At 72.1% G+C, this 23,074-nt stretch carries 22 protein-coding genes; 14 read left to right on the forward strand and 8 right to left on the reverse strand.

All coding sequences use genetic code 11. The features are described 5' to 3' along the window. Positions 1-54: 54 nt before the first annotated feature. The 3 genes from NRY95_01425 to NRY95_01435 all read right to left on the reverse strand — a co-directional run bounded on the left by NRY95_01425 (position 55) and on the right by NRY95_01435 (position 3,162). Positions 55-588 carry an ATP-binding protein gene (locus NRY95_01425; protein UYC16673.1) on the reverse strand — a complete coding sequence of 178 codons (534 nt, stop codon included), beginning with the start codon at positions 586-588 and terminating at the stop codon, positions 55-57. 199 nt (positions 589-787) lie between these two features. Next, positions 788-1,798: a pteridine-dependent deoxygenase gene (locus tag NRY95_01430; protein ID UYC16674.1), complete on the reverse strand. Its 1,011-nt coding sequence runs from the start codon at positions 1,796-1,798 to the stop codon at positions 788-790. Next, positions 1,795-3,162, reverse strand: coding sequence for an FAD-dependent oxidoreductase (locus NRY95_01435; protein ID UYC16675.1), 1,368 nt, complete (start codon positions 3,160-3,162; stop codon positions 1,795-1,797). Before NRY95_01435 ends, NRY95_01430 begins: the two co-directional genes overlap by 4 nt. Before the next feature lie 129 nt (positions 3,163-3,291). Between NRY95_01435 and xanC the strand changes: the two genes are divergently transcribed. From xanC to NRY95_01475, 8 genes are all read left to right on the forward strand, one after another. Then, entirely contained in the window at positions 3,292-3,561 is a 270-nt protein-coding gene (gene xanC, locus NRY95_01440) for a xanthomonadin biosynthesis acyl carrier protein XanC (protein UYC16676.1), read from the forward strand. Continuing rightward, positions 3,536-4,267, forward strand: a complete 732-nt coding sequence (locus tag NRY95_01445) for a ketosynthase (protein ID UYC16677.1) — start codon at positions 3,536-3,538, stop codon at positions 4,265-4,267. The genes xanC and NRY95_01445 overlap by 26 nt, the downstream gene beginning before the upstream one ends. A 54-nt stretch (positions 4,268-4,321) precedes the next feature. Next, positions 4,322-5,071 carry a 1-acyl-sn-glycerol-3-phosphate acyltransferase gene (locus tag NRY95_01450; protein UYC18462.1) on the forward strand — a complete coding sequence of 250 codons (750 nt, stop codon included), beginning with the start codon at positions 4,322-4,324 and terminating at the stop codon, positions 5,069-5,071. 12 nt (positions 5,072-5,083) lie between these two features. Further along, a complete protein-coding gene (locus NRY95_01455) occupies positions 5,084-5,371 on the forward strand; it encodes a hypothetical protein (protein ID UYC16678.1) in 288 nt (95 codons plus the stop codon). Next, complete coding sequence (locus tag NRY95_01460; protein ID UYC16679.1) at positions 5,368-6,342, forward strand: acyltransferase; 975 nt, start codon at positions 5,368-5,370, stop codon at positions 6,340-6,342. Before NRY95_01455 ends, NRY95_01460 begins: the two co-directional genes overlap by 4 nt. Beyond that, positions 6,293-6,913, forward strand: a complete 621-nt coding sequence (locus NRY95_01465; protein UYC18463.1) for a fatty acyl CoA synthetase — start codon at positions 6,293-6,295, stop codon at positions 6,911-6,913. The genes NRY95_01460 and NRY95_01465 overlap by 50 nt, the downstream gene beginning before the upstream one ends. 82 nt (positions 6,914-6,995) lie before the next feature. Then, positions 6,996-9,347, forward strand: a complete 2,352-nt coding sequence (locus tag NRY95_01470; GenBank protein ID UYC16680.1) for an MMPL family transporter — start codon at positions 6,996-6,998, stop codon at positions 9,345-9,347. A 10-nt stretch (positions 9,348-9,357) separates the two neighbouring features. Next, entirely contained in the window at positions 9,358-9,801 is a 444-nt protein-coding gene (locus NRY95_01475) for a phosphotransferase (protein ID UYC16681.1), read from the forward strand. Positions 9,802-9,871: 70 nt separating this feature from the next. Here the strand turns inward: NRY95_01475 and NRY95_01480 are convergent, their stop codons facing one another. Then, positions 9,872-11,260 (reverse strand): MFS transporter, encoded by a 1,389-nt coding sequence (locus tag NRY95_01480; protein ID UYC16682.1) that lies wholly within the window; start codon positions 11,258-11,260, stop codon positions 9,872-9,874. Positions 11,261-11,467: 207 nt separating this feature from the next. Here NRY95_01480 and NRY95_01485 point away from each other — a divergent pair, with 207 nt between their 5' ends. From NRY95_01485 to NRY95_01500, 4 genes are all read left to right on the forward strand, one after another. Continuing rightward, complete coding sequence (locus NRY95_01485; GenBank protein UYC16683.1) at positions 11,468-12,340, forward strand: LysR family transcriptional regulator; 873 nt, start codon at positions 11,468-11,470, stop codon at positions 12,338-12,340. A gap of 236 nt (positions 12,341-12,576) precedes the next feature. Continuing rightward, the gene (gene fabG, locus NRY95_01490; protein UYC16684.1) at positions 12,577-13,314 is read left to right on the forward strand and encodes a 3-oxoacyl-ACP reductase FabG; all 738 of its coding nucleotides are present in this window, start codon (positions 12,577-12,579) and stop codon (positions 13,312-13,314) included. A gap of 115 nt (positions 13,315-13,429) precedes the next feature. Next, positions 13,430-13,585 carry a hypothetical protein gene (locus NRY95_01495; protein UYC16685.1) on the forward strand — a complete coding sequence of 52 codons (156 nt, stop codon included), beginning with the start codon at positions 13,430-13,432 and terminating at the stop codon, positions 13,583-13,585. A 15-nt stretch (positions 13,586-13,600) separates the two neighbouring features. Continuing rightward, positions 13,601-14,539, forward strand: coding sequence for a hypothetical protein (locus NRY95_01500; protein UYC16686.1), 939 nt, complete (start codon positions 13,601-13,603; stop codon positions 14,537-14,539). Between the two features lie 52 nt (positions 14,540-14,591). Here the strand turns inward: NRY95_01500 and NRY95_01505 are convergent, their stop codons facing one another. Genes NRY95_01505 through NRY95_01520 form a run of 4 tightly spaced genes read right to left on the reverse strand, consistent with a single transcriptional unit; the run spans position 14,592 to position 19,016 of the window. Continuing rightward, positions 14,592-16,217, reverse strand: a complete 1,626-nt coding sequence (locus NRY95_01505; protein UYC16687.1) for an NAD(P)/FAD-dependent oxidoreductase — start codon at positions 16,215-16,217, stop codon at positions 14,592-14,594. Then, positions 16,214-17,035: a glycosyltransferase family 2 protein gene (locus NRY95_01510; protein UYC16688.1), complete on the reverse strand. Its 822-nt coding sequence runs from the start codon at positions 17,033-17,035 to the stop codon at positions 16,214-16,216. Before NRY95_01510 ends, NRY95_01505 begins: the two co-directional genes overlap by 4 nt. After that, on the reverse strand, positions 17,032-17,808 hold the full coding sequence (locus tag NRY95_01515; protein UYC16689.1) for a beta-ketoacyl synthase chain length factor: 777 nt from the start codon (positions 17,806-17,808) through the stop codon (positions 17,032-17,034). Before NRY95_01515 ends, NRY95_01510 begins: the two co-directional genes overlap by 4 nt. Positions 17,809-17,816: 8 nt before the next feature. Further along, a complete protein-coding gene (locus NRY95_01520) occupies positions 17,817-19,016 on the reverse strand; it encodes a beta-ketoacyl-[acyl-carrier-protein] synthase family protein (GenBank protein UYC16690.1) in 1,200 nt (399 codons plus the stop codon). 222 nt (positions 19,017-19,238) lie between these two features. Here NRY95_01520 and NRY95_01525 point away from each other — a divergent pair, with 222 nt between their 5' ends. Continuing rightward, entirely contained in the window at positions 19,239-19,499 is a 261-nt protein-coding gene (locus tag NRY95_01525) for a YcgL domain-containing protein (GenBank protein UYC16691.1), read from the forward strand. After that, entirely contained in the window at positions 19,492-22,806 is a 3,315-nt protein-coding gene (locus NRY95_01530; protein ID UYC16692.1) for an ankyrin repeat domain-containing protein, read from the forward strand. The genes NRY95_01525 and NRY95_01530 overlap by 8 nt, the downstream gene beginning before the upstream one ends. Positions 22,807-23,074 lie beyond the last annotated feature (268 nt).

The following is a 23,074-nucleotide window of genomic DNA, read 5'->3' on the forward strand; positions in this document are numbered from 1 at the left end:
CTTCGGCAATGCCCTGTCGCGGCTGAAGCCGGGCATGCTGTGGCTTGCGGCGATTCAGCACAAAGCGCTCAATACCTTCGCCACGAGCCGCTCCAGGTCCACCGGCATCCGCGTATCCACTGCGATCACGGTCCCCAGCCGCACCGGTCCGGCGTACTGCGCAAGCATGTCCGGCGGCAGTTCTTTCAAGGGATGCGCTGCATGATGCGCGCTGGCCGCGGCGCGATCCCGAAAGCGTCGGGCGGTTTCGTCGGGGCCGCAGTCGCAGTGAACCTCGACGATGACCGCGTCCAGGCTGGCCAGTTTGTCGCGTTCGTATGTGCTGCGCGGCCGGAAGTTGGCTTCCAGCACCGCGTGCGGCGCTTGGCGCGCCAGCGACCATAGCAGTTCCATCGCCGCGCCGCCGATCCGGCGCGATGCGGCGAGATCGCCGCCGCTGTCGCCGAGGCTGTCGGTCAGCGTTTCCTTGATGAAATCCTTGCAGAACAGCGGAAACCCGAGCCGTGTGGCGAGCGGTACCGCCAAGGTGGTTTTGCCTGCGCCAGGGGCGCCGGACACGATCACGATCTTGCGGCGACTGTCGGACATGGCATGCCAGTGCGAGGATCTGGAGCCAACGCCGCCGAGCAGCTGGCGACGTTACTTGGGATTGGGGTGCGCGCATCTGCGAGTGGCGAACCGCGGCGGCGGTCGCGGCCGAGCGTCCTGCATTGCTCGACGCCCGCGCGAGCGAACCGCACCCGCCGTCGCGGCGATGGCGAGCTGGCGCGCTCGGCCGCGCGCCAGCTCACCCATGCACGCCATCGATCTCCACCGCCAGTTCGTTGCGGCAGATCACCGCGTGCAGCAGCAGGCGCGGCACGCGGTCGCCGAAACGGGCGTCCAGCGCGGCGGCCACCAGCGGCAGGTCGGCCGCTTCGCGCACGTAGACCTTGAGCCGGGTGCCGTCGCCGAACTGCGCCGGCAGGTCGGGGCTGTGGGTGCGCGCGGCGGCCAGCAGCGCGTCGAAGTTGGCGAAGGTTTCCTCCAGCTGCGCCAGCAGCTGGCCGGTGTGCATCGAGGCGTGGCCGACCACGCTGGCGGTGCCGGACAGCAGCAGCGGCATGTCGCTGCCGGCCGGCGGCAGCATCGCGCGGGCGAAGCTCGGCGATTGCGGGCCGTACTGGCGCGGATAGCGGTAGGCGCTGACCTGGCGCGGGTTTTCCAGCGGGGTGCCGGCCTGCGCGGCGGCCAGCCAGTAGATCTGGATCACCCGCGCGTCGTCGCAGCGGCCGACCGCGGTGGCGGCCGGCAGCTGGCTGGCGTCGAAGTCGCCCAGGCCGCGCGCGCGGCCGACGCAGAACTGGCGGTAGCGCTCGCGGTCGCCGCTGCCCAGGGTGATCGCGTCGAGGTAGTTCCAGATGCGCAGCAGGCGCGGCGTGGCGCTGCGGGCGACGAAGGCGGTGATCTGCGCATAGGCCAGGGCCGAGGCTTCTTCGATGTCCAGCGCCTGCTCGTCGATCTCGATCACGCCGAACTGCAGGCGCCCGTCGCTGGCCCAGGCGATGTCGCCGTCGTGGCCGCTGCTGACCGGCGCGTCGGTGCGCCAGACCTCGAGCATGCGCGGGCCGTGCGGCTGCAGCGGCACGCGCAGGTAGCGCGGATCGGCGCGGCGCGGCGCGTCGTTGCCGAAACCGAACACCGCCAGCACCCGTGCGTCGCGCAGCAGCTCGCCCGGATCGGTCTCGGCGACGTAGTCCACCTGCAGCTGCGGATGCCGCTGCTCGTGGTGCGGGAACTGCGGGTGCGGCCGGCTCATCGGTTGTCTCCGTGCAAGGTGTCGCCGTGGAACTGTTCGCGTGCCTGGCGCCGCCGCTGGCGCCAGGATCGCCAGGCGCGCGGCAGCATCGCGGCGGCGGACATGGCGTAGATCGCGCGGAACACGCGCAGCCGGCGCAGCACCGCGCGGTTGTCGAACACGTCGCCGGCCAGCATCGCCACCACCGCCTGTTCCACCTGCAGCACGTTGCGCGGCTGCGCGAACAGCTCGCGCATGGTCGGCGAGGTGAAGCGGTAGATGAACCATTTGAACTCGCCCAGGCCGCGCCGCAGGTGTTTCTCCAGGCCGCGCTGCAGCCGCGCCTCGCGCGCCGGATCGCGCAGCGCCGCATCGACCATCGCCGCGCCGCGCTCGGCGCTGTGCATGGCCAGGTACACGCCGGAGGAGAACATCGGATCGACGAAGGCATAGGCGTCGCCGAGCATCAGCCAGCGCGGCCCGCTCATGCGCGTGCACTCGTAGGCGTAGTTGCCGGTGGCGTGCACCGGCGCCACGCGCTGCGCGCCGGCCATGCGTGCGACCACGTCGGGGTTCAGCGCCAGGGTGCGCATCAGGAACGCCTCGCTGTCGCCCTGGCGGGTCTTCATGTAGTCCGGGTAGCACACCGCACCGACGCTCATCACGTCGTCGGGCAGCGGGATCAGCCACATCCAGCCATGCGGATGGCGGTAGATGCTGATGTTGCCGGCGTCCTCGCCAGGGCGCCGCGCCACCCCGCGGAAATGGCTGAACAGCGCCGCCGACTGGTGCCGGGCGTTGGCGCGCTTGAGCTTGAGCTTGTTGCCGAGGAAGGTGTCGCGGCCGCTGGCGTCGATCAGGTAGCGCGGGCGGAAGCTGTGCACGCCGTCGGCGCTGCGCTCCTGCACCAGCGGCTGCGCGCCGTCCAGCTGCACGGTTTCGACCTTGATGCCTTCGCGCAGATCGGCGCCGGCGGCGCGGGCGTGGGCGAACAGGACCCGGTCGAAGTCGGCGCGCGGCACCTGGAACGCGTAGTCGGACTGCGCGTCCAGCGCCTTGGCGAAGCGGAAGGTGTTGTAGCCGCCGCTGTCGTTGGGGAAATCGGCGCCGAGCTTGAGCACGCCGATCGCACGCACCTGCTCGAGCACGCCCAGCCGCTGCAGGATCGGGATGTTCATCGGCAGCAGCGATTCGCCGATGTGGAAGCGCGGATGGCGGTCCTTTTCCAGCAGGATCACCTGCCAGCCCTGCTGCGCCAGCAGGGTCGCCGCGGCGCATCCGGCGGGGCCGCCGCCGATCACCAGCACGTCGGGCGTTTCCGCCGCGGGCGCCTGTGGGGCGGCGGGGGACGGCGCGGACGCGCGGACAGAGGCGGTGGAATTCATCCTGAAAAACCTGCGCTGGACATGTAAGACGGATGCCATGATAGCTTGCCTGCCAGGGTCGGACAGTTGCGTCGCTGCGCGCGATGCACCATCTTGTCGCACCTGTCCTCACCGCCTGGAAGCCCCTGGATGTCTTCGCAAACCGCCGCCGAACGTGAACTGGCCGAGCTGCTGGTCGAGAGCCTGAACCTGGAAGACGTGCAGCCCGGCGACATCGATCCGGAGGCGCCGCTGTTCAATACCGGGCTGGGACTGGACTCGATCGACGCGCTGGAACTGGCGCTGGCGATCAGCAAGCGCTACGGCTTCCAGCTGCGCTCGGACAACGACGAGAACCGCCGCATCTTCGCCTCGCTGCGCGCGCTGTCGGCGCATGTCGAAGCCAACAAGACCAGCTGACCCGGCCGCCGCCGCGCCGTGGGCGCTGGCGCTGGGCGTCGTGCTGGCGCTGGCGTATTCGCCGCTGGCGCACTGGGCCAACGCCGCGCACCGTCCCGATCTGGCCGTGCTGGCCGGCGCGGCGCTGGTGCTGATGGTGCTGGTGGAGCCGATGGCGCGGCGGCGGCCGTGGGCCTGGGCGCTGGCGCTGCTGGCGCTGGCCGCGCTGGCGCCGTTGTGGCGTTCGCCGCACGCGCTGCTGCTGCTGGCCGCGCCGCCGGTGCTGTTCACCGCCTGGGTGGCCTGGTTCTTCGGGCGCAGCCTGCAACGCGGGCGCACCCCGCTGATCTCGCGCATCGTCGACGCACTGTATCGCCAGGCCGGGTTGCCGCTGACCCCGGAGCAGCTGCGCTACACGCGCCGGCTGACCCTGGCCTGGACCCTGCTGCTGGCCGCCATGACCTTGCTGAACCTGTTGCTGGCGCTGTGCGCCGTGCCGAGCGGGGTGCTGGCGCAGCTGGGGCAGGCCTCGCCGGTGCCGATCGGCGATGCGCGCGCCTCGCTGATCGCCAACCTGCTGGGCTACGGCGTGATCGGCGGCTTCTTCGTCGGCGAGTACTTCCTGCGCGGGCGCTGGTTTCCGCAGCGTCCCTACCGTAATCTGCCTGACTTCCTGCACCAGCTGGCGCGGCTGGGGCCGGTTTTTTGGCGCGATCTATTGCGCTGACGCGCGCATCGGGGGATGCAGAGGCTTGTGCAGATCATCAAGGACAAACTGAAGATGCCGCAGGCAGGGATGCCGTCGCGCATGGCCTGGGCCGTGTGGAATACCTTGCAACTGCTGTTCACCCTGGCGTTCACCGGGTTGGGCATCGTCGTGGCGCTGGGCCTGTTGCTGCTGGCCGGGCCGCGGCTGCCGCTGCGCATGGGTGCGCGGGTATGGGCGCCGGTGCTGTTCTTCGGCGCCGGCGTGCGCTTCGAAGTGGAAGGCCAGGAGCGGGTGGACTGGTCGCGCAACCACCTGTTCGTCAGCAATCACCAGTCGATCATCGACATCTGCGCGCTGTTCGCGGCGCTGCCGGTGCCGCTGCGCTTCCTGCTCAAGGACGAAATGCTGCAGGTGCCGTTCGTGAACTGGTACGCGCGCGCCACCGGCATGCTGTTCCTGGACCGCGACAGCCGCCGCGCCGGCGCCATGGTGCGGCGCCAGGCCGCGGCGCTGCTGCGCCAGGGCCAGGACCTGTGCCTGTTCCCGGAAGGCACCCGCAGCCGCAACGGCGAACTGGCCGACTTCAAGGCCGGGCTGCTGCAGGCCGCGATCGATGCTGGCGTGGACGTGGTGCCGGTGGCGTTGGACGGAGCAGGCAAGGTGCTGCCGTCGACCAGCCTGTTCCGGGTGCGGCCCGGGGTGATCCGGGTGCGGATCGGCACGCCGATCAACGTGAACGGCGCCGACGGCGCGCTGGACCGGCAACAGCTGACCCAGCGCGCACACCAGGCCGTCCGTGCCATGCTCGAACCCAGGATCTGAGTCGCCAGCCTTATGGATTTCGTCGTACCGCATGATCATCCCAGCCTGCCAGGGCATTTCCCGGGCCACCCGGTGGTGCCCGGCGTCGTCGTGCTGGACCACGTGCTGCAGGCCGTGGAGGCCGCGCACGGTGCGTGCGGGCCGCTGCGCCTGCCGCAGGTGAAGTTCCTGCAGCCGCTGCTGCCCGGGCAGCCGGCGCGGGTGGAACTGGACGGCGCCGCGCCGCGCTGGCGTTTCCGCGTGCGCCGCGGCGAGGACCTGCTGGTCAGCGGCGACCTGGTCGCCGAGGCGGCCCCGTGAGCGCCAGCTGGAAACACCGCCCCGAGGGCGGTGGCCGCTTCGCGCTGTGGCTGATCCGCAGCATCGCCCGCTACGGCGGCCGCGCGCTCGGGCGCCTGCTGCTGTATCCGATCACCGTGTATTTCCTGCTGGTGCGCGGCCCGGAGCGTCGCGACTCGCGCGACTACCTGGGCCGCGTGTTCGCTCGCCCGGCCACGCTGCTGGACGTGGCCCGGCACATCCACACCTTCGCCTCGACCATCCTGGACCGGGTGTTCATGCTGTGCGGGCAGATGCACCGTTTCCGGGTCGACATCCAGGGCCTGGAGCAACTGCACGCGCAGATGGACCGCGGCCGCGGCGTGCTGATCTTCGGCTCGCACCTGGGCAGCTTCGACGCGCTGCGGGTGCTGGCCACCGAGCGCCCCGACGTGCAGGTCAAGGTGGTGCTGGACAAGGCCCACAACCCGGCGATGACCGAACTGCTGGGCGCGCTGAACCCGCAGCTGGCGGCCAACATCATCGATGCCGGCATGGACAGCACCTCGATCGTCATGGCGATCAAGCAGGCCACCGACGAAGGCGCGCTGGTCGCGCTGCTGGTCGATCGGCCGCGCCCGGAAGACCCGGCGCTGCCGGCCGCGTTCATCGGCCAGGGCGCGATGTTCCCGACCTCGCCGTGGCTGATCGCCGCGGCGCTGAAGGTGCCGGTGGTGCTGGCGTTCGGCCTGTACCGCGGCGGCAACCGCTACCAGCTGGTGTTCGAGACCTTCAGCGAAGGCCTGGACCTGCCGCGCCGGCAGCGTGCGCCGGCATTGGCCGCGCTCATCCGCGATTACGCCGCCAGGCTGGAACATTACACGCGCTCCGCGCCGTACAACTGGTTCAACTTCTACGATTTCTGGAACAACCGCCATGCCGATGCGCCGCCTCTTGCCGTGGATGCTGATACTGCTGTGCAGCGCCGCACCGCTGTGCGCCGCGTCGCCTGAGCCGCTGGACCCCGGCTGGATCCTGCAGAAGCTGGCGCGGCCGGTCCCGGTCAGCACCGAGTTCGTCGAACTGCGCGGCTCGGCGCTGCTGAAGGCGCCGTTGCGGGTGCAGGGCCAGTACCGGCGCCCGGACACCGACACGCTGGTGCGCGAGGTCACCGCGCCGTACCGCGAGACCACCACCCTGCGCGGCGGCGAAGCCACGCTGGAGCGCGCCGGCAAGCCGCCGCGGCGCTTCTCGCTGGCGCGGGTGCCGGAACTGGCCGGCCTGCAGAACGGTTTCGGCGCGCTGCTGTCCGGCGACCAGGCGCAGCTGCAGCAGCACTACGCGCTGAGCAGCAGCGGCACGCGCGAGCGCTGGCAGCTGCAACTGCAGCCCAAGGACCCGGCGCTGGCCGCGCAGGTGCGCAGCCTGCGCCTGTACGGCCGCGGCGCCGAGCTGCGCTGCATCGAGACCACCCCGGCCAAGGGCGACGTGCAGCGCACCCTGCTGGCCGGCGCCGCGCGCGACGCGGCCAGCCTGGCCGAGACCGAGGCGCTGACCGCGCTGTGCCACGGCGACGCGCGCTGATGTCCGCCTGCGATCGCTGCGGGCGGGCCGTGCTGCGCGTGGCCCCGGGTAAGAACGTGCTGGCGCTTGCGTGGTCGCAGCGATGAAACGTGGATTGAGTTCGAAGGCGCGTATCTCGCTGGCGCTGCTGTGGCTGGCGCTGCTGACCGTGGCCGGCATCTGGCTGGGCAACGTGCTGCAGGTCTCGGGCGATCTGCGCAAGTTCATGCCCGAAGCTCAGACCCCCGCGCAAAGATTGCTGCTCGACGAACTCGGCGAAGGCCCGGGCTCGCGGCTGCTGCTGATGTCGCTGTCCGGCGCCGATGCGCCGACCCTGGCGCGGCAATCGCAGGCGCTGCGCGCGCAGCTGGCCGCGCAGCGCGACACCTTCGAGCTGGTCGCCAACGGCGCCGATGCCGGCCTGGACGCGATTCCCGAGCGCCTGCTGGCCTACCGCTACCTGCTCAGCGACAGCTTCGACGCCCAGCCGCTGGATGCGGCCACCCTGGCCGACGCGCTGCAGGCGCGGCTGCAGGACCTGGGCTCGCCGGCCGCGGCGATGGTCGAGCCGTTGCTGCCGCGCGATCCGACCCTGGAAGTGCTGCACCTGGCCGAAAGCCTGCAGCCGGCCGGCGGCCCGCAGCAGCGCGACGGGGTCTGGTTCGACCGCGCCGGCAAGGACGCGTTGCTGGTCGCGCAGACCCGCGCCGCCGGGTTCGATCCGACCGGGCAGCAGCAGGCGGTGGACGCGATCCATGCCGCCTTCGCCAAGGCCAGCGCCGGCAGCGGCAGCCGCCTGACCCTGACCGGCCCCGGCGCGTTCTCGGTGGAGATCGGCGGGCGCACCCAGAACGAGGCGCAGTGGATCGGCATGCTGGATACGCTGGGCCTGATCGTGCTGCTGCTGGTCGCCTACCGCAGCTGGAAGATCCCGGTGCTCGGCGTGCTGCCGCTGGCCAGCGCCGGCCTGGCCGGGCTGGGCGCGGTGGCGCTGCTGTTCGACGGCGTGCACGGCATCACCGTGGCGTTCGGCTTCACCCTGATCGGCGTGGTCCAGGACTATCCGATCCACCTGTTCAGCCATCAGCGCCCGGGCCTGGATCCGCGCGCCAACGCGCGCCACCTGTGGCCGACGCTGGCCACCGGCGTGGTCTCCACCTGCATCGCCTACGTCACCTTCCTGTTCTCCGGCGTGGACGGCCTGCGCCAGCTGGCGGTGTTCACCATCGCCGGGCTGCTGGTGGCGGCGCTGACCACGCGCCTGCTGCTGCCGGCGCTGATCGATCCGTCGCCGCGCGACCATGCCGATTCGCCGGCGCTGGCGCGGCTGTGGCGCGGCATCGCGCGGTTGCCGCGGCCGCGCTGGTCGCTGCTGCCGCTGGCGCTGGTCGCGGCGGCGGTGATCGCGTTCGCGCCGGGCCCGTTCTGGCAGAACGACCTGTCCAAGCTGACCCCGGTGCCGGCCGACGGCCTGGCCCGCGACGCGCACCTGCGCAAGGAACTGGGCGCGCCCGACGTGCGCTACGTGCTGGCGCTGCCGGCCGCCTCCGCCGACGCCGCGCTGGCCGCGTCCGAACGGCTGCGACCGCGCCTGGATGCGCTGGTCGCGCGCGGCGAGCTGGCCGGCTACGACATGGCCGCGCGCTACCTGCCCAGCGCGGCGACCCAGCAGCGGCGCCAGGCGGCGTTGCCGGACGCGGCGCAGGCGCGCGCGCTGACCGCCGCGGCGGTCGCCGCCACGCCGTTCCGTGCCGATGCCTTCGCCCCGTTCCTGGCCGACCTGGAGCGCGCGCGCAATGCGCCGCCGCTGACCGCGCGCGACCTGCATGGCACGCCGCTGGCAACCACGGTCGATGGCCTGTTGCTGGACCGCGCCGACCGCGCCACCGCGCTGGTGTCGCTGACCGGCCTGCGCGATCCGGCGCTGCTGGCCGGCGCGGTGCAGGGCAGCGGCGCGCAACTGATGGACCTGAAGGAGGCCTCCGAATCGCTGGTCGCCGCCTACCGCGGGCGCGTGCTCGGCGCGCTCGGCATCGCCGCGCTGCTGCTGGCGCTGACCGTGGCGATCGCGCTGCGCACGCCGCGCCGGATCGCGCGCGTGCTGCTGCCGATGGCGCTGACCACGCTGCTGATCCTGGCGATCCTGCGCGGCTGCGGGGTCGAACTGAACCTGTTCCACCTGATCGCGCTGATCCTGGCCGCCGGCCTGGGCCTGGACTACGCGCTGTTCTTCGACCATGCCGGCGACGACCGCGCCGACCAGCTGCGCACCCTGCACGCGCTGATCGTGTGCAGCCTGATGACGCTGCTGGTGTTCGCGTTGCTGGCCGCCTCCAGCATCCCGGTGCTGCGCGCGATCGGCAGCACCGTGGCGCTGGGCGTGCTGTTCAATTTCGTGCTGGCGTTGCTGATCTCGCGCGAGACCGCCAGCGACGCGCCGGCCGTGGCGCATTAGGAGACGCTGCATGACCGAGCTTCCGCGCGGCCGCGACGCGATCGCGGCGCTGGTGCCGCACCAGGGCCTGATGTGCCTGTGGGAAGACGTGCTCGCCTGGGACGCGCAGCGCATCGTGTTGCGCAGCCACGCGCACCGCGCCAGCGCGCATCCGCTGCGCAGCGGCGGCCGCCTGCGCGCGCTGCACCTGTGCGAGTACGGCGCGCAGGCGATGGCGGTGCACGGCGGCCTGCTCGGCCGCGCCAGCGGCAAGCCGGTGCGCCCGGGCATGCTGGTCGCGCTGCGCGGGGTGCAGCTGCATGTGGCCGAGCTGCAGGATCTGCCGGAGGCGATCGAGTGCGAGGCCGACGTGCTGCTGCAGGCCGAGGACAGCCAGCAGTACGGCTTCCGCATCGTGCATCGCGACCAGCTGCTGGCCGAAGGCCGCGCCACGGTGATGCTGGGCGCGGCGTAGCGCCCAGCGGGCTCGGCGGGGGCGCGCCTACCAGGCCCAATGCGGCGTACTCGGGAATTGATGTCGCGCCCTAGGGGTCCCGCTCGAGTCCGGTTCGAATCCCGCTCGCTACGCCGCCGCCACCGCCGCCGCGCCGGACTGCGGGCGCGATCCAGCCGACCGCTGCGGCAGCGGCCAGGAGGTAGACGCTGCCCGCCAGCATGGCGACGCTCCACAGCGCGGTGACCAGCTGCGGCGCCAATGCCGAGGCCGCACTGGCGGCCGCGACGCCAAGCAGGCTGCCGGCCTGGCGCAGCGCGTTCAACAGGCCGGATGCGACACCGGATGCCGTATCGGGCACTTGCTCGAGCACGACCGCGATCATCGGCGGCACCGAAGCGGACGTGCCCGCGCCGAACACGGCGAGCGCCGCCGCGATCGCTAGCCAGGACGCATGTCCGGCCAGCAAGTGCGCCGCCAACGGCACAGACACGGCGGCGAGGAGCAGGCTGCCGGCGATGAGCCGGCGCGGCGACACGCGCGGCTGCAGCCTTCCGGCGATCGCATTGCCGATCGACAGGCTCGCCGCGACAGGCAGCAAGGCCAGCCCGGTGTGGTGCGCGTCGAGCCCATCGCCATCATGCAGGTAGAGGCTGAGGATGAACAGCATCCCGAAATAGCCGACATAGACCAGACAGCCGATGAGGTTGGCCGCGACGAAGACCGGATTGCGGAACCACGCGAGCGGGACCATGGGGACGTGCACGCGGCGCTCGATCGCGACCCAGCCGAGGGCGGCGCCGACCGCGATGGCCGCGGCGAGCCAGATGGCAGGTGACCTCGATCCCTGATCCGGCCATTCGATCATGACGAAGCAGAGCGCGCCGAGCGCTGCGATACTGGCGATCTGCCCTCCCCAGTCGAACCGCTGCGGGCGCGGCGTCGAGCGGTCGCGCACGACCCGGGCGGTCAGCGCGAAGGCCAACAAGCCCGTAGGCACGTTGACGAAGAAGACGCTGCGCCAGCCGAAGCTGCCGACCAGCAGGCCACCGCCGACCGGGCCGAGCGCTGCAGCGACGGAAGCGATACCGGCCCATGTCGCGATCGCGCTCGCTCGCTCGCCGGCCTCGTCGAAGGTCGCGCGCACCACGGCCAGCGAGGCGGGCAGGAACAGCGCCGCTCCGATGCCTTGCACCAGCCGGGCCGCGACCAGCCATGCCACTGTGCTGGCGCCCGCGCATAGGGCGGAAGCCAGGACGAACAACGCCAATCCCGCGAGATAGACCCGTTTGCCGCCCCAACGATCCGCCAAAACGCCGCCGGCCAGGATCAGCGCCGCCATGCTCAACGTATAGGCATCGACGATCCAGGCGAGGCCACCGACCGTCGCGGCGAGATCGGCGCGCAACGCCGGCAGCGCGACGTTGACGATGGTGGCGTCGAGCACCGCCATGAACATGCCGCCGGCGACGAGCCACAAGGTCGCCTTGCGCCGCCTTGGCGAGATCGGTCCATGGTCGCCGCTGCCAGGAACATCGGCGCGGGAAGGGCTTGGAATATCGCATCGCATCATCGGACACCTCTTGCTGGATCCGATTCTACGAATGCGCGTGATGCATCAAAGCAGTATATTTGCGTACGTCTGATGCATGAATGCGTCAGCGCCCACGCGCTCGGGAGGGCTGCGATGAACTGGGACAATGCGCGGTTCTTCCTGGCCATCGCGCGCGCTGGCACGCTGCGCGGCGCGGCGCGGCAGTTGCGCGTCGATCAGGCGACGGTCGGGCGGCGCCTGGCGGCACTGGAAGAAGAGCTCGGCGCGCGGCTGTTCCTGCGCACGCCCTCGCTCTACGTGCTCACGCCTGCCGGCGAGGCGCTGGTCGAACCGGTCGAGGCGGTCGAACGCTCCGTCGCGCAGATGGAGCGACGGGTGATGGGCCTGGACGAACGGCTGACCGGTTCGGTGCGGGTGGCGACGACCGATTCCCTCGGCAAGCGCTTCGTCCTTGCGGCGATCGCCCGCATGCGCGGCCAACACCCCGGCATCGAGGTCGCCTGCCTGACCTCGCAGGATGTCGCCAACCTGACCCGGCGCGAGGCGGATATCGCCATCCGCACCGTGCGCCCGGACGCGCCCGATTTGATCGTGCGCCGCCTGGCGACGCTGCAGACGGGAATCTATGCCTCGCGGGCTTATCTCGCCGTGCGCGGCACCCCGGCCCCGGGCAGCGGCCTTGCAGGCCATGATCTGGTCGCCTACCACCAGCCGGTGGCGCCGACGGCGCCGGCCACGCTCTGCGGGGAACCGGCCGGCAGCGGGAGGGTGGTGCTCCGCGCATCCTCCTCGGTTGCCCTCGTCGATGCCACGGTGGCCGGGATCGGCATCGCCGAACTGCCCTGCTACCGCGCCGACACCGAGCCGGAACTGATGCGGCTCATGCCGGATCGCCACGCCGATTTCGACGTCTGGCTTGTGGCCCATGCCGATCTCTACAAGACCGCCCGTATCCAGGCGCTGATCGAGGCGCTGGTCGAGCAGTTCGAGCTGGCCCGGTCCTGAACCCAACCCGGCCTCGCGCATCGCCGCCCACAGCGGCTTGCGCGCAGACGCAGGGTCGCGGGAAGCGCGCATGACCGTGCCGGCAATCGCCGCTTCGGACGCGCAGCGGCCGGCGCCACGGCCTCGCTCATCGGCCGCTGCGCCGCGAGCGGGCATTGGCGCGTGGCAGCATGCCCGCGAATCGCTAGGATGACGGCCCGCCCATGTTCCGCCGCGTCCGCGGCCGAGGAAACCCGATGCCACAGCTTCCCTCTCCGCGCCGCGCCCTGGTCACCGGCGGCAGCGGCGACCTTGGCGGTGCGATCTGCCGGCGCCTGGCCGCGGACGGACTGCACGTGATCGTGCACGCCAACGGCAATCTCGCACGCGCCGCGGCGCTGGCGCAGGAGATCGCCGCCGCCGGCGGCAGCGCCGAGGCGGTGGCGTTCGACGTGGCCGATGCCGATGCCAGCGCCGCGGCGCTGGCGGCGCTGCTGGAGGCCGGGCCGATCCAGGTGGTGGTCAACAACGCCGGCATCCACGACGACGCGCCGATGGCCGGGATGCGCGCGGCGCAATGGCACCGGGTCATCGACGTGTCGCTGCACGGCTTCTTCAACGTGACCCAGCCGCTGCTGCTGCCGATGGCGCGCACGCGCTGGGGGCGCATCGTCAGCGTGTCGTCGGTGGCGGCGGTGCTCGGCAATCGCGGGCAGACCAACTACGCCGCGGCCAAGGCCGCGCTGCACGGCGCCAGCAAGTCGCTGGCACGGGAGATGGCCAGCCGTGGGATCAGCGTCAACGTGGTCGCGCCCGGGGTGATCGAAGGCGCGATGGCCGGCGCGGCGTTCGCGCCGGAGGCGATCAAGCAGCTGGTGCCGGCCGGTCGCCCCGGCAAGGCGGACGAGGTCGCCGCGCTGGTGGGCTTCCTGTGCTCGGACGCGGCCGGCTACATCAACGGCCAGGTGATCGGGATCAATGGCGGCATGGGCTGAGGCCCGCGGCGCGGCACTTGGAATGCGAGTGGGCCGGGCCTATAGTCGGGGCATGTCCGCTGTTCCTGCCATCAAGAAGCGCCCTAGCCGGATCCCTGGCGGGACGGTCGCGACCGTGTCCGAACTCAAGGACCGGACCTATGCCGTGTTCACCGGGTCCGGCGTGCGCGTGGACCTGCAAGCGTTCTTCAACAGCGAGTCCGGACGCCAGGCGGTGAGCAAGCTGGCGCGTACGGTCAGGGGCCACGTCGAGGCGAAGCGCTCCAAATAGCCGCAGGGGCAAGGAATGCCTTTCAACCAATTGCTGTTGCCGCTCATCGGCGGCTACCTGTTCGTCAACTTCACCTTCATCACCTCCTACTGGGCATCGCGCCAGGGCAAGGAGCAACTGCTGTTGGCCTCGGCGTTGGTCGGCATCGTCGCGCTGGCGCTCGCGCGGGTGCTGGCGGTGCTGTTGATGGCCACCGCCTGGGGTCAGGAGGCCTGGCGGCTGCTGCATCTGGTCGCGCCGTATCCGGGCATCGGCACCGCCTTGCTCGCCTTCCTAGTCTGCTTGGCGCTGCGGGTGTGGATCAATTGGTTCTGGCCGCGCGACGAAGCGGCGCTGTGGCTGTATGGCACCGGCACCTACAACAGCCTGGAGCGGTTGTTCTTCCTCAGTGTGCTGCGTGTGGAGCAGGTCCGGACCCGCGGCTTCGTCGCCGAACTGGCGATCCGCATGCTGTGGCATCCACCGCTGCGTCTGGGCCGCTGGCTGTCGCGCCTGCTGCCGCCGCGCTCGGCTTCGGAACAGGCTGCGCTGGATGCGCAGGTGCATCCGGCCGATCGCCTGGACGCACTGGAGACCAGCGACGGCCTGCTCGCGCCGGTGCCGGTGCTACTGTCGCTGAAGGACCGCAAGGTCTATGCCGGCTGGCTGGAATGGATTCCGCCGTTGCGCGCCGACGCTTCGCCGTACCTGCGCATGATTCCGGTGTGGAGCGGCTACCGCGATGCGCAGACATTGCGCGTGGTGGTGACCGAAAACTACTCCGAGGACATCTTCTCCGGTTCCGAACTGCCGGCGGCGAAGGTGATCTCCACCGGCGACATCGCCAACGCCAGCCTGTTCGATCCGGATGTGTTCGATCGCTTCGGCGGCGAGCCGGACGAGGCGGAGCAGGGCGAGCCGGGTGCCGCCGAGGGTTCGGTCCAGGCAACGCCGCCTGCATTGCCCAAGCAATGACGCGGCCAGGGGGGCGCTGCGCACGCTGGCAGGCCGGCGCCCGCCCGCCAGCTCACGCGGCGCGCGCGTACCAGGTGTCGGCCAGCGAGCTCTCGCCTTCCAGCATGTCGGCGAGCAGCGCGTCCAGGCCGTGGTCGTCGATCTGCGGATGCTGTGCACGCGCCTGGCTCAGCACTTCGCGCGCCAGCCATCCCATCCGCGCGACGTTGCCGCGCAGGCGCGCCAGGAACGCCGCGTCGTCCAGCTCCTCGCGCAGTGCCGCGTTGAGCTGGTGGAACCAGCCGATCAGGTACTGGTCGAGCAGCCGGCCATCGGCGTCCGGCCGGCCTTGCGCGTCGTTGTGCCGGCCCCAGTCGCGCAACAGCGCCTGCATGCCCAGGTTGAGCGCGCGCGCGCGGGTGAACTCCGGCCGCAGCCGGCCCAGCATGGGCAGATCGGCGATGCGTTCGGAGAAGTACAGCGGCGCCAGCAGCGCCCAGTAGTAGGTGTAGTCCCAGATCACCTTGACCGGCATCACCTGCGCGTCGCCGAACAGCGGGTACTGGTTCTGGTACAGGGTCAGGGTGTTCTCGTAGAACGAGAAATACAGCTGCTGGTACAACTCGGTGTAGGGCGCGATGGTGCGGCCGGCGCGATCGAGTCCGATCAGTTCGCAGATGTAGGTGTTGGAGATGGCGATGAAGTCGCTGCCCGGCGAATAGAACGGATCCAGGAACACGCCGGCCTCGCCGGTCAGCGCCCAGCGCTGCGCCGAGAACACCTGCTTGCAGCCATAGGAGAACTTGCGCAGGAACAGGAAGTCCTGCAGCGCGTGCTGGCTCTGTTCGAGCGTGCGCGCGACCTGCGGCTGGTGCGTGTGCAGCCAGGCCATCGCTTTTTCGTGTGTGTTCATCGTCTCCAGCGGATGCATCTGCGCATCGCAGACGATGCCCAGCGAATGCGCGCCGGAGGACAGCGGGATCAGCCAGAACCAGTAGCCCGGGCCGCACATGTGGTTGGTCGAACGCCAGCGGTCCGGCGGCGTGCAGCGCTGCAGCCAGGCGCTGTCCTGCGACCAGGCATTGGGATCCACCAACCCGTCCACCCGCCACCACACCGCGTTGGCGTGGTGCGCGTTGTCCTGGGCCAGGCCCAGCTTGCGCTTGAGCAGGCCGGCGCGGCCGCTGGCGTCCACCACCCAGCGCGCATGCAGCGTCGCCGCTTCGCCGTCGCGCTCGTAGCGCACCTGGTGGTCGGCGTCGTCGTCGGCCAGATCGATGCCGCGCACCGTGCAGCCGTCGATGAATTCGATGTCCAGCGCGCGTGCGCGTTCGCCGAGGAAATTCTCGAAGCGGCCGCGGTCGATCTGCCACGACGGGGTCGGCAGCAGCTGACTCACGCCCAGCTCGGTGCAGCGGTCGATGTCCTCGCGCCCGTCGGAGAAGAAGAAGCGGAAGCCGAACTTGCGGATCTGTTCGCTCTCCAGATGCTCGTGCAGGCCGAGCACGTCGGCGAAGTAGTGCGCGCCGATCTCCACCGAGGATTCGCCGACCTTGAACGCGGCCTCGCGCACCGGATGCGCGCGCCGTTCCAGCACGCTGATGCGCAGCTGCGGATCGCGCTGGCGCAACTGCAGGGCCAGGGTCAGCCCGGCCAGGCCGCCGCCGGCGATGACCACATCCGCATGCCGTTCGTTCATGTCGCTTCTTCCTTGTCCAAAGGGAGGGGCTTGGCCGCGAACTCGCCGGCCGCGTCGTCGATCAGTACCGGGTTGGCGCGGGCGCGGCGGTATTCGCGCACCACGTGGCCGTACTGCCAGACCTGGGCGATCACGTGCGAGGTGATCTTCCACAGATCGCGCACCAGGCGGAAATGGCTCTTGCGGAAGCTGCCCGGCGTCTGGTTGGCGTAGCGCGTCTCGATCGGCACCGCGACCACGCGCGCGCCGGCCTGGCGCGCGGCGGAGATCAGCAGTTGCGCCTCGAACACGAAGCCCTCGCCGGGCACGTTGGGCAGGGTGTACACCGCCTGCGGATACAGGCGCTGCCCGCTCTGGCTGTCGACCAGGCGGAAGCCGCAGCCCCAGGCGATGCCCCAGTCGCCGAAGTCGTTGCCGATGCGGCGGATGGTCGGCTGGCTGGCGCGCTTGCGCAGGCGCGCGCCGACGATCACGCAGCCGGGATGGCGGTTGGCCGCGGCCAGCAGGCGCGGGAAATCGGCGGCGCTGTGCTGGCCGTCGCCGTCCATGGTCATCACTGCGCGCGCGCCCTGGCGCTGCGCTTCGGCGAAGCCGCTGCGCAGCGCGGCGCCCTTGCCGCGCCGCTGCGGATGGCGGATCAGGGTGACCGGCAGATCGGCGATGCAGTCGCTGGTGCCGTCGTCGGAGCCGTCGTCGACCACGATCACCCGCGGGCAGTGCGCCAGCGCATCGCCGACCACCTCGCGGATGCGCAGCGCTTCGTTCAGCGCCGGAATCAGGATCGCGGCATCGGCGGCGCTCAGCGCGATCCGGCTCATGCCTGCAGCTCCACGTGCAGGCAGCGGCCGCCGCCTGCATCCAGCGTGCAGCCGGCGGCGCCGGCGGCCAGTGCGTCGAACAGCACCAGCATCGGCGCCATTGCATTGCCGGCGGCATGCCGCGCCAGTGCGCCGTCGCAGGCGCTGGCGTCGCCATCGGCCAGGTGCACGCGCAGGCGCGGCTTGCCGGGCAGCGCCGCGGCGCCGAGCACCAGCGCGCCGCCGAGCAGGCCCTCGCTGTGCGAGATGCGGCCGAGCGGACCGGTCGAGCGGCTGTCGTAGCCGGCCAGCAGCACCGCCGCCTCGCCGGCGGCCAGCTGCGACAGCGCTTCCAGCAGGCCCTGCGCGAAGCTGGCGCGGTGCGCGCTGATCGCGGTCGCCGCGACGGTGGCGCCGGCGCCGATGGTCCAGTAGCCGGCGGCGGCGTTGTGCACCGAGTTGTGGAACTTGGTCGGCGAGATCGCCAGCGGATCGCTGGCCAGCGTGGTGCACATGTAGTCGGTGATCGCCAGGTCGCCGTGGGTGGAGGTGAACACCGACGGCAGCGCGGCCGGATCGCGGCCGGCGTCCTGGCAGGCGGCCAGCGCCACTTCCAGCGACACCGCCACCGTGTCCGGCGCGCGGCGCCGCTCGTTGGGCGCGAGCAGTTGCGAGGCCGGTCGCGCCGGCGTGTCCACGGTGCCGCCACTGCCGGCGGCGAACGCGCGCGCGGCCGCCCAGCTGGGCAGGCCCGCGGTCCAGAAACCGATGCCTTCGAGGGTCGCGGTCAACATCGGCGTGCTCATGCGCGGCCGAACAGCAGCGAGCAGTTGTTGCCGCCGAAGCCGAAGGAATTGTTCATCGCGTAACGGACCTGTGCGTGGGCATTGGCGAAGCGGATCTGCGGGCCGCACTCCGGATCGGGCTGTTCGCTGTTGAGGGTGCCGGGGAGCAGGCCGTCGCGCAGCGCGAGCAGCGCGAACACCGACTCGACGATGCCCGCCGCGCCCAGCGTATGCCCGGTCCAGGCCTTGGTCGAACTGGCATGCAGGGTGGCCGGGAACAGCGCGGCGACCGCGGCGGCCTCGACGCTGTCGTTGGCCGGGGTGGCGGTGCCGTGCAGGTTCAGGTAGCCGATCTCGGCAGCGTCCACGCCCGCGCGCTGCAGCGCGCCGCCCATCGCCAGGCGCGCGCCCAGGCCCTGCGGGTGCGGCGCGGACATATGGTGCGCGTCGCTGGATTCGCCATAGCCGCACAGCAGCGCCAGCGCCGGCGGCGCGGCGGCGGCATCGGTGCGCTCCAGCAGCGCGTAGCCGCCGGCTTCGCCCAGCGACAGCCCGATCCGGCGCACGTCGAACGGCCGGCACAGCTCCGGCGACACCAATTGCAGCGCATTGAAGCCGAACAGCACGCTGCCGCAAAGCGTGTCCACGCCACCGACCAGGGCCGCATCCACCACCCCGGCGGCGATCAGCCGCGCCGCCTGCGCGAACACCTTGGCGCTGGACGAACACGCGGTGGCCACGGTGATGCACGGGCCGCGCAGGCCGGTGGCGGCGCGCACGAAATCGCCCAGCGAATGCGGGGTGTGCACGATCGGCCGCTCCAGGTCGGCGGGAAAGCGCGCGCCCTCGGCGTCGTGGTCGAGCCGGGTATAGGCCTCTTCGCTGGCGCCGATGCTGGAAGTGGAGGTGCCCATCACCACCGCCACGCGCTCGGCGCCATGGCGTTGCGCGGCGGCGGCGACCGCCTCGCGCAGGCCGTCCTGCTGCAGCGCCAGCCAGGCCAGGCGGTTGTTGCGGCATTCCCAGGCGGCCAGCGCCGGCGGCAGCGGCAAGGTCTCCAGCGCGTCCACGCGGCCGATCCAGCAGGGCAGCGGCTGCGCGCCGAAATCGTTGCGGCGCAGGCCGCTGCGGCTGTCGCGCAAGGCCGTGGCCTGGGCCTGCAGTCCGCTGCCGAGCGCGGTGGTCGCGGTGTATGCACGAATTGCGACGGGTGCCATGCGGGGCGACGGGGACGCTTCGGTCACGCGATATTCCGTAAAGAATGAATTCAGGGAGTATATCGACGCGCTCCGCAAAGCCGTGAAGCGCGCGCCCACGCTGAACGTGAACGTGAACGGGCACGGCGCATGCATTTAATGCAGCGCGGCGCGCGCGCTTTCGCCGCTGGCGCATTTCCTCCACAATCGCTTGCCTTTCCACGCCAGGCGCACGCCACGGGCATGCAAGCCTACGTCTACAAAAGCCAACGCAAGCCGGACACCTATCTCTACCTCGCCAAGCGCGACGACTTCGGCTGTCTGCCGCCGCCGCTGCTGGCGTCGTTGCAGCCGCTGGTGTTCGTGCTGGACGTGGCGTTGACCGCCGAGCGCACCCTGGCCCGGACCGACCCCGCGGCGGTACGCGCGAACCTGGCCGGCTGCGGCTTCCATCTGCAATTGCCGCCGCTGCCCGACGGCCGGACCGATCGACACGATGACTGAATCCCCCTTCCGCGCGCGCGCTCCCTGGATCGCCGCCGCGCTGGGCGCGCTGTTGGCGCTGGTCGCCGGGTTCGGCCCGCTGGCCGCGGCGCTGGGCGCGTGGCTGGCGCAGCCGGCGTTCGCGCTGGCGCTGTCCTGGTCCCGCGGCAGCCGGCCGCGGCCGGCCAGCCTGGCGGCGCTGGGCCGCGAACTGCTGCCGCTGCTGGCGCTGTGGGCCGGCGGGTTGGGCCTGGTCGCGCTGCTGGTGGCCTGGCCGCTGGCGGCGCTGCGCGACAGCGGCAGCCTGGCCGCCGCCCTGGCCCTGAGCGTGGCCGCCAGCGCGGCGCTGCTCGGGCTGTGGCGCACCTGGCCGCTGTGGCACGGCAGCGAATGCGAGGGCGGCGCGCTGGGCGCGCGCTGGCATGCGCTGGCGCAGCAGGACGTGCAGGCCTGGCGCGGCCTGGCGGTGGCGGCGCTGGTGCTGCTGCTGGCCGGGGTGGGCGTGCTGCTGGCCTGGCCCGGATTGCTGGCCGCCGCGGCGCGCTGGCCGCTGGCGCTGGCCTATGCGCTGCTGTCGCCGCTGCTGCATGCCCTGCTGCAGCGCGTGGCGCCGCCGCAGGCGCTGCCGGTGCGGGCGACCTCGGCGGACCTGTTCGCCGAACTGAGCGCCAAGGCCGCGCCGCGCGAGGACGAAGCGGCGCCGGCGGCGGACGAACTGCATGCGGCGCTGTACGCCGCCGCGCGCGGCGGCCGCGTGGACCGCGCGCTGCAGCTGCTGCAGTCCGGCGCCGACCCGCATGCGCTGCCGGCGCCGGACTGGCGCGACCAGCGCAGCCTGCCGGTGCTGGCCGCGGTGCTGCCGGACCTGCGCCTGCTGCGCGAGCTGATCGTGCGCGGGGTGGACGTCAACCAGCCGCACCTGGGCATGACCCCGCTGCTGGCCGCCACCCGCGACAGCTGGCACGGCCGTCCCGAGGCGGTGATGACCCTGCTCGCCAACGGCGCCGATCCGCGCGCCAGCGACAGCGACGGCAACACGCCGCTGCACCACGCCGCGCGCAGTTCCGATCCGGGCGTGGCGGCCTTGCTGCGCGATGCCGCGGCCGAGCTGGACGCGCTGAACCGCGACGGCCTGACCCCGCTGGCGGTGGCCTGCCACGTCGGCAACTGGCGCATGGGCAAGTTCCTGCTCGAGCGCGGCGCCAAGCCCGAGCCGGCCGACGGCAGCCCGGTGCTGCTGGCCGCCGCCGGTACCGAGGAAGACGATCCGGCCGGCGTGCAGCTGCTGCTCAAGCACAAGGCGCGGGTCGATGCGCGCGACCGCCAGCGCCGCAGCGCCCTGCACGAGGCGGCGCAGGCCGGGCACGTGGAGATCGTCGATGCGCTGCTCGGCGCCGGCGCCAACCTGGAAGCGCGCGATGCCTTGGGCCGCACGCCGTGGCTGGAAGCGGCGCGGCATGGCCGCGTCGCGGTGCTGGAACACCTGCTGCCGCACAAGCCCGACCTCACGGCGGTCGATGGCGACGGCCGCAACGCGGTGCTGCTGGCCTGCACCGCCGACCAGGTCTCGCCCGGGCTGATCCGGCGCCTGCTGGAACTGGGTATCGCCGCCGCGCAGCCGGACCAGAGCGGACGCCGCGCGGTCGATCTGGCCGCAGAGGCCGGGCGCTGGGCGATCGTGTCCGCGCTGGACCCGGACTACCCGCTGCCGGCCGCGGTCAGCGACGGCCAGGGCGAGGTCGGCAGCGCCAGCCTGCCCGACCGGCCGCCGCTGGAACTGCTGCGCGAAGGCCTGCAACTGGGCCAGCGCGACGGCCTGGCGGCGCTGGCGCGGCTGTGCGCGGCCGAGGAACTGGGCGCGCTGCTGCACGATCCGCACCTGGCGCTGAACCCGCAGGCGGTGGACTGGCTGCTGGCGCATGGCGCCGCGCCGGAAGTGCTCGACGCCTGCGGCGACACGCCGATGTTCGCGCTGCTCTCGCGCGGCGTGGAAGCGGTGCCCAGCCTGCAGGCGATGCTGCGCCAGGGCGTGTCGCCGGCCGGCCGCGGCGGCCTGACCCGGCTGCTCGCCGCCTGTGCGCAGCACGACCACGCCTCGCGCGCGCTGGAGCAGTTCGCGCTGGAACTGCTGGAACGCGGCGCCGACCCGTTCGCGCCGTCGCCGGCCGGCGACCCGCCGCTGTCGCTGGCGGTGCGCCTGGGCTGGCTGCGCCTGCAACTGCAATTGCTCGAACGCGGCGCCGACCGCGAGGCGCGCGACAGCCACGGCATGACCGCGCTGCACCTGGCCGCCGCGCTGGGCCGCGAGGCCTCGCTGAAGCTGCTGATCCAGCAGGGCGCCTCGCCGGAGGCGCGTGCCGCCGACGGCCAGACGCCGCTGGGCGTGGCCCTGGCCAGCGGCCGCCGCGACCTGGCCGACTGGCTGGACTGGCGGATCTGGCCGTTGCCGCGGCGCCCGCTGCGCGAGGCCGACCTGCCGGCCGCGGCGATGGTCGGCGATGCCGATGCGATCCGCCGCCTGATCGACCTGGGCCTGGCGGTGGACGCGATCGACGCGCAGGGCTGCACCGCGTTGCTGCGCGCCGCCGGCGGCGGCCATGCCGCGGCGGTGGACCTGTTGCTGGCGCGTGGCGCCGACCTGCAGCACGCCGCGGCCAGCGGCGCCACGCCGTTGTCGGCGGCGGTGAGCATGCGCCAGACCGAGATCGTCGCCGCGCTGCTGGCCGCCGGCGCGCAGATCGAACACCGCCTGCCCGGCGGCGTCACCGTGCTGATGCTGGCCTGCGCGCTGGGCCTGCCGGACATCGCCGCGCGCCTGCTGGCCGCCGGCGCCGACGTGCATGCCGGCGACGCGCAACAGCTGGCGCCGCTGCACTGCGCCGCGCTGTACGGTTTCACCGCGCGCGACAAGTCGCGCCTGCTGGCGTTGCTGGACACCTTGCTGCTGGCCGGCGCCGAAGCCGACCGCGGCGCCGCCGGCGGGGTGACCCCGCTGTTGCTGCTGCTCGGCGCGCGCGCCGAACCCGGTACCGCCTGCGAAGAGCCGGTGGTGCTGGCCGGGGTGGAGCGCCTGCTCGACGAAGAGGTGAGCCTGGACGTGCAGGACCCGCGCGGCTTCGGCCCGCTGCACCTGGCGGCGTTGCACGGCCTGCCGCTGCTGGTGCAGCGCCTGCTGCGCGCCGGCGCCGACCCGGACCTGCGCGATACCTTGAACCGCCCGCCGCGCGAGATCGCGGTGATGCGCGGCTTCGTCGACGTCGCCGGCCAGTTCCAGCCGGCGTTGCCGGGCGTGTCGTCGATGGCCCGCTTCCTGCGCGAAGGCCGCTGAGCCGACGTCAGGATCTCGCAGAAGGCAACGCGCGTCCCCTCATCCGCCCGGCGGGCGCTTTCCGCCGGAGGGGGGCATGGTCCCGGTGGGAGAAGGGCAACTGCTGCACTCAGACCGACGCGGTAAAGCAGAACCACCACGCAACCTCACAGCGCATCGGGCGCCTGCGCCTGCGCCGCCGGATGGCCCGGGCCGCCAGGTGCGACACGAGGTCGCGCCGGATGCAAGCCTCGGGACCGCGACCGGTTGCCATCCGCCGCAACGCCGC

It is taken from the genome of Xanthomonas campestris pv. phormiicola, from assembly GCA_025666215.1.
GTDB lineage: Bacteria > Pseudomonadota > Gammaproteobacteria > Xanthomonadales > Xanthomonadaceae > Xanthomonas_A > Xanthomonas_A campestris_A.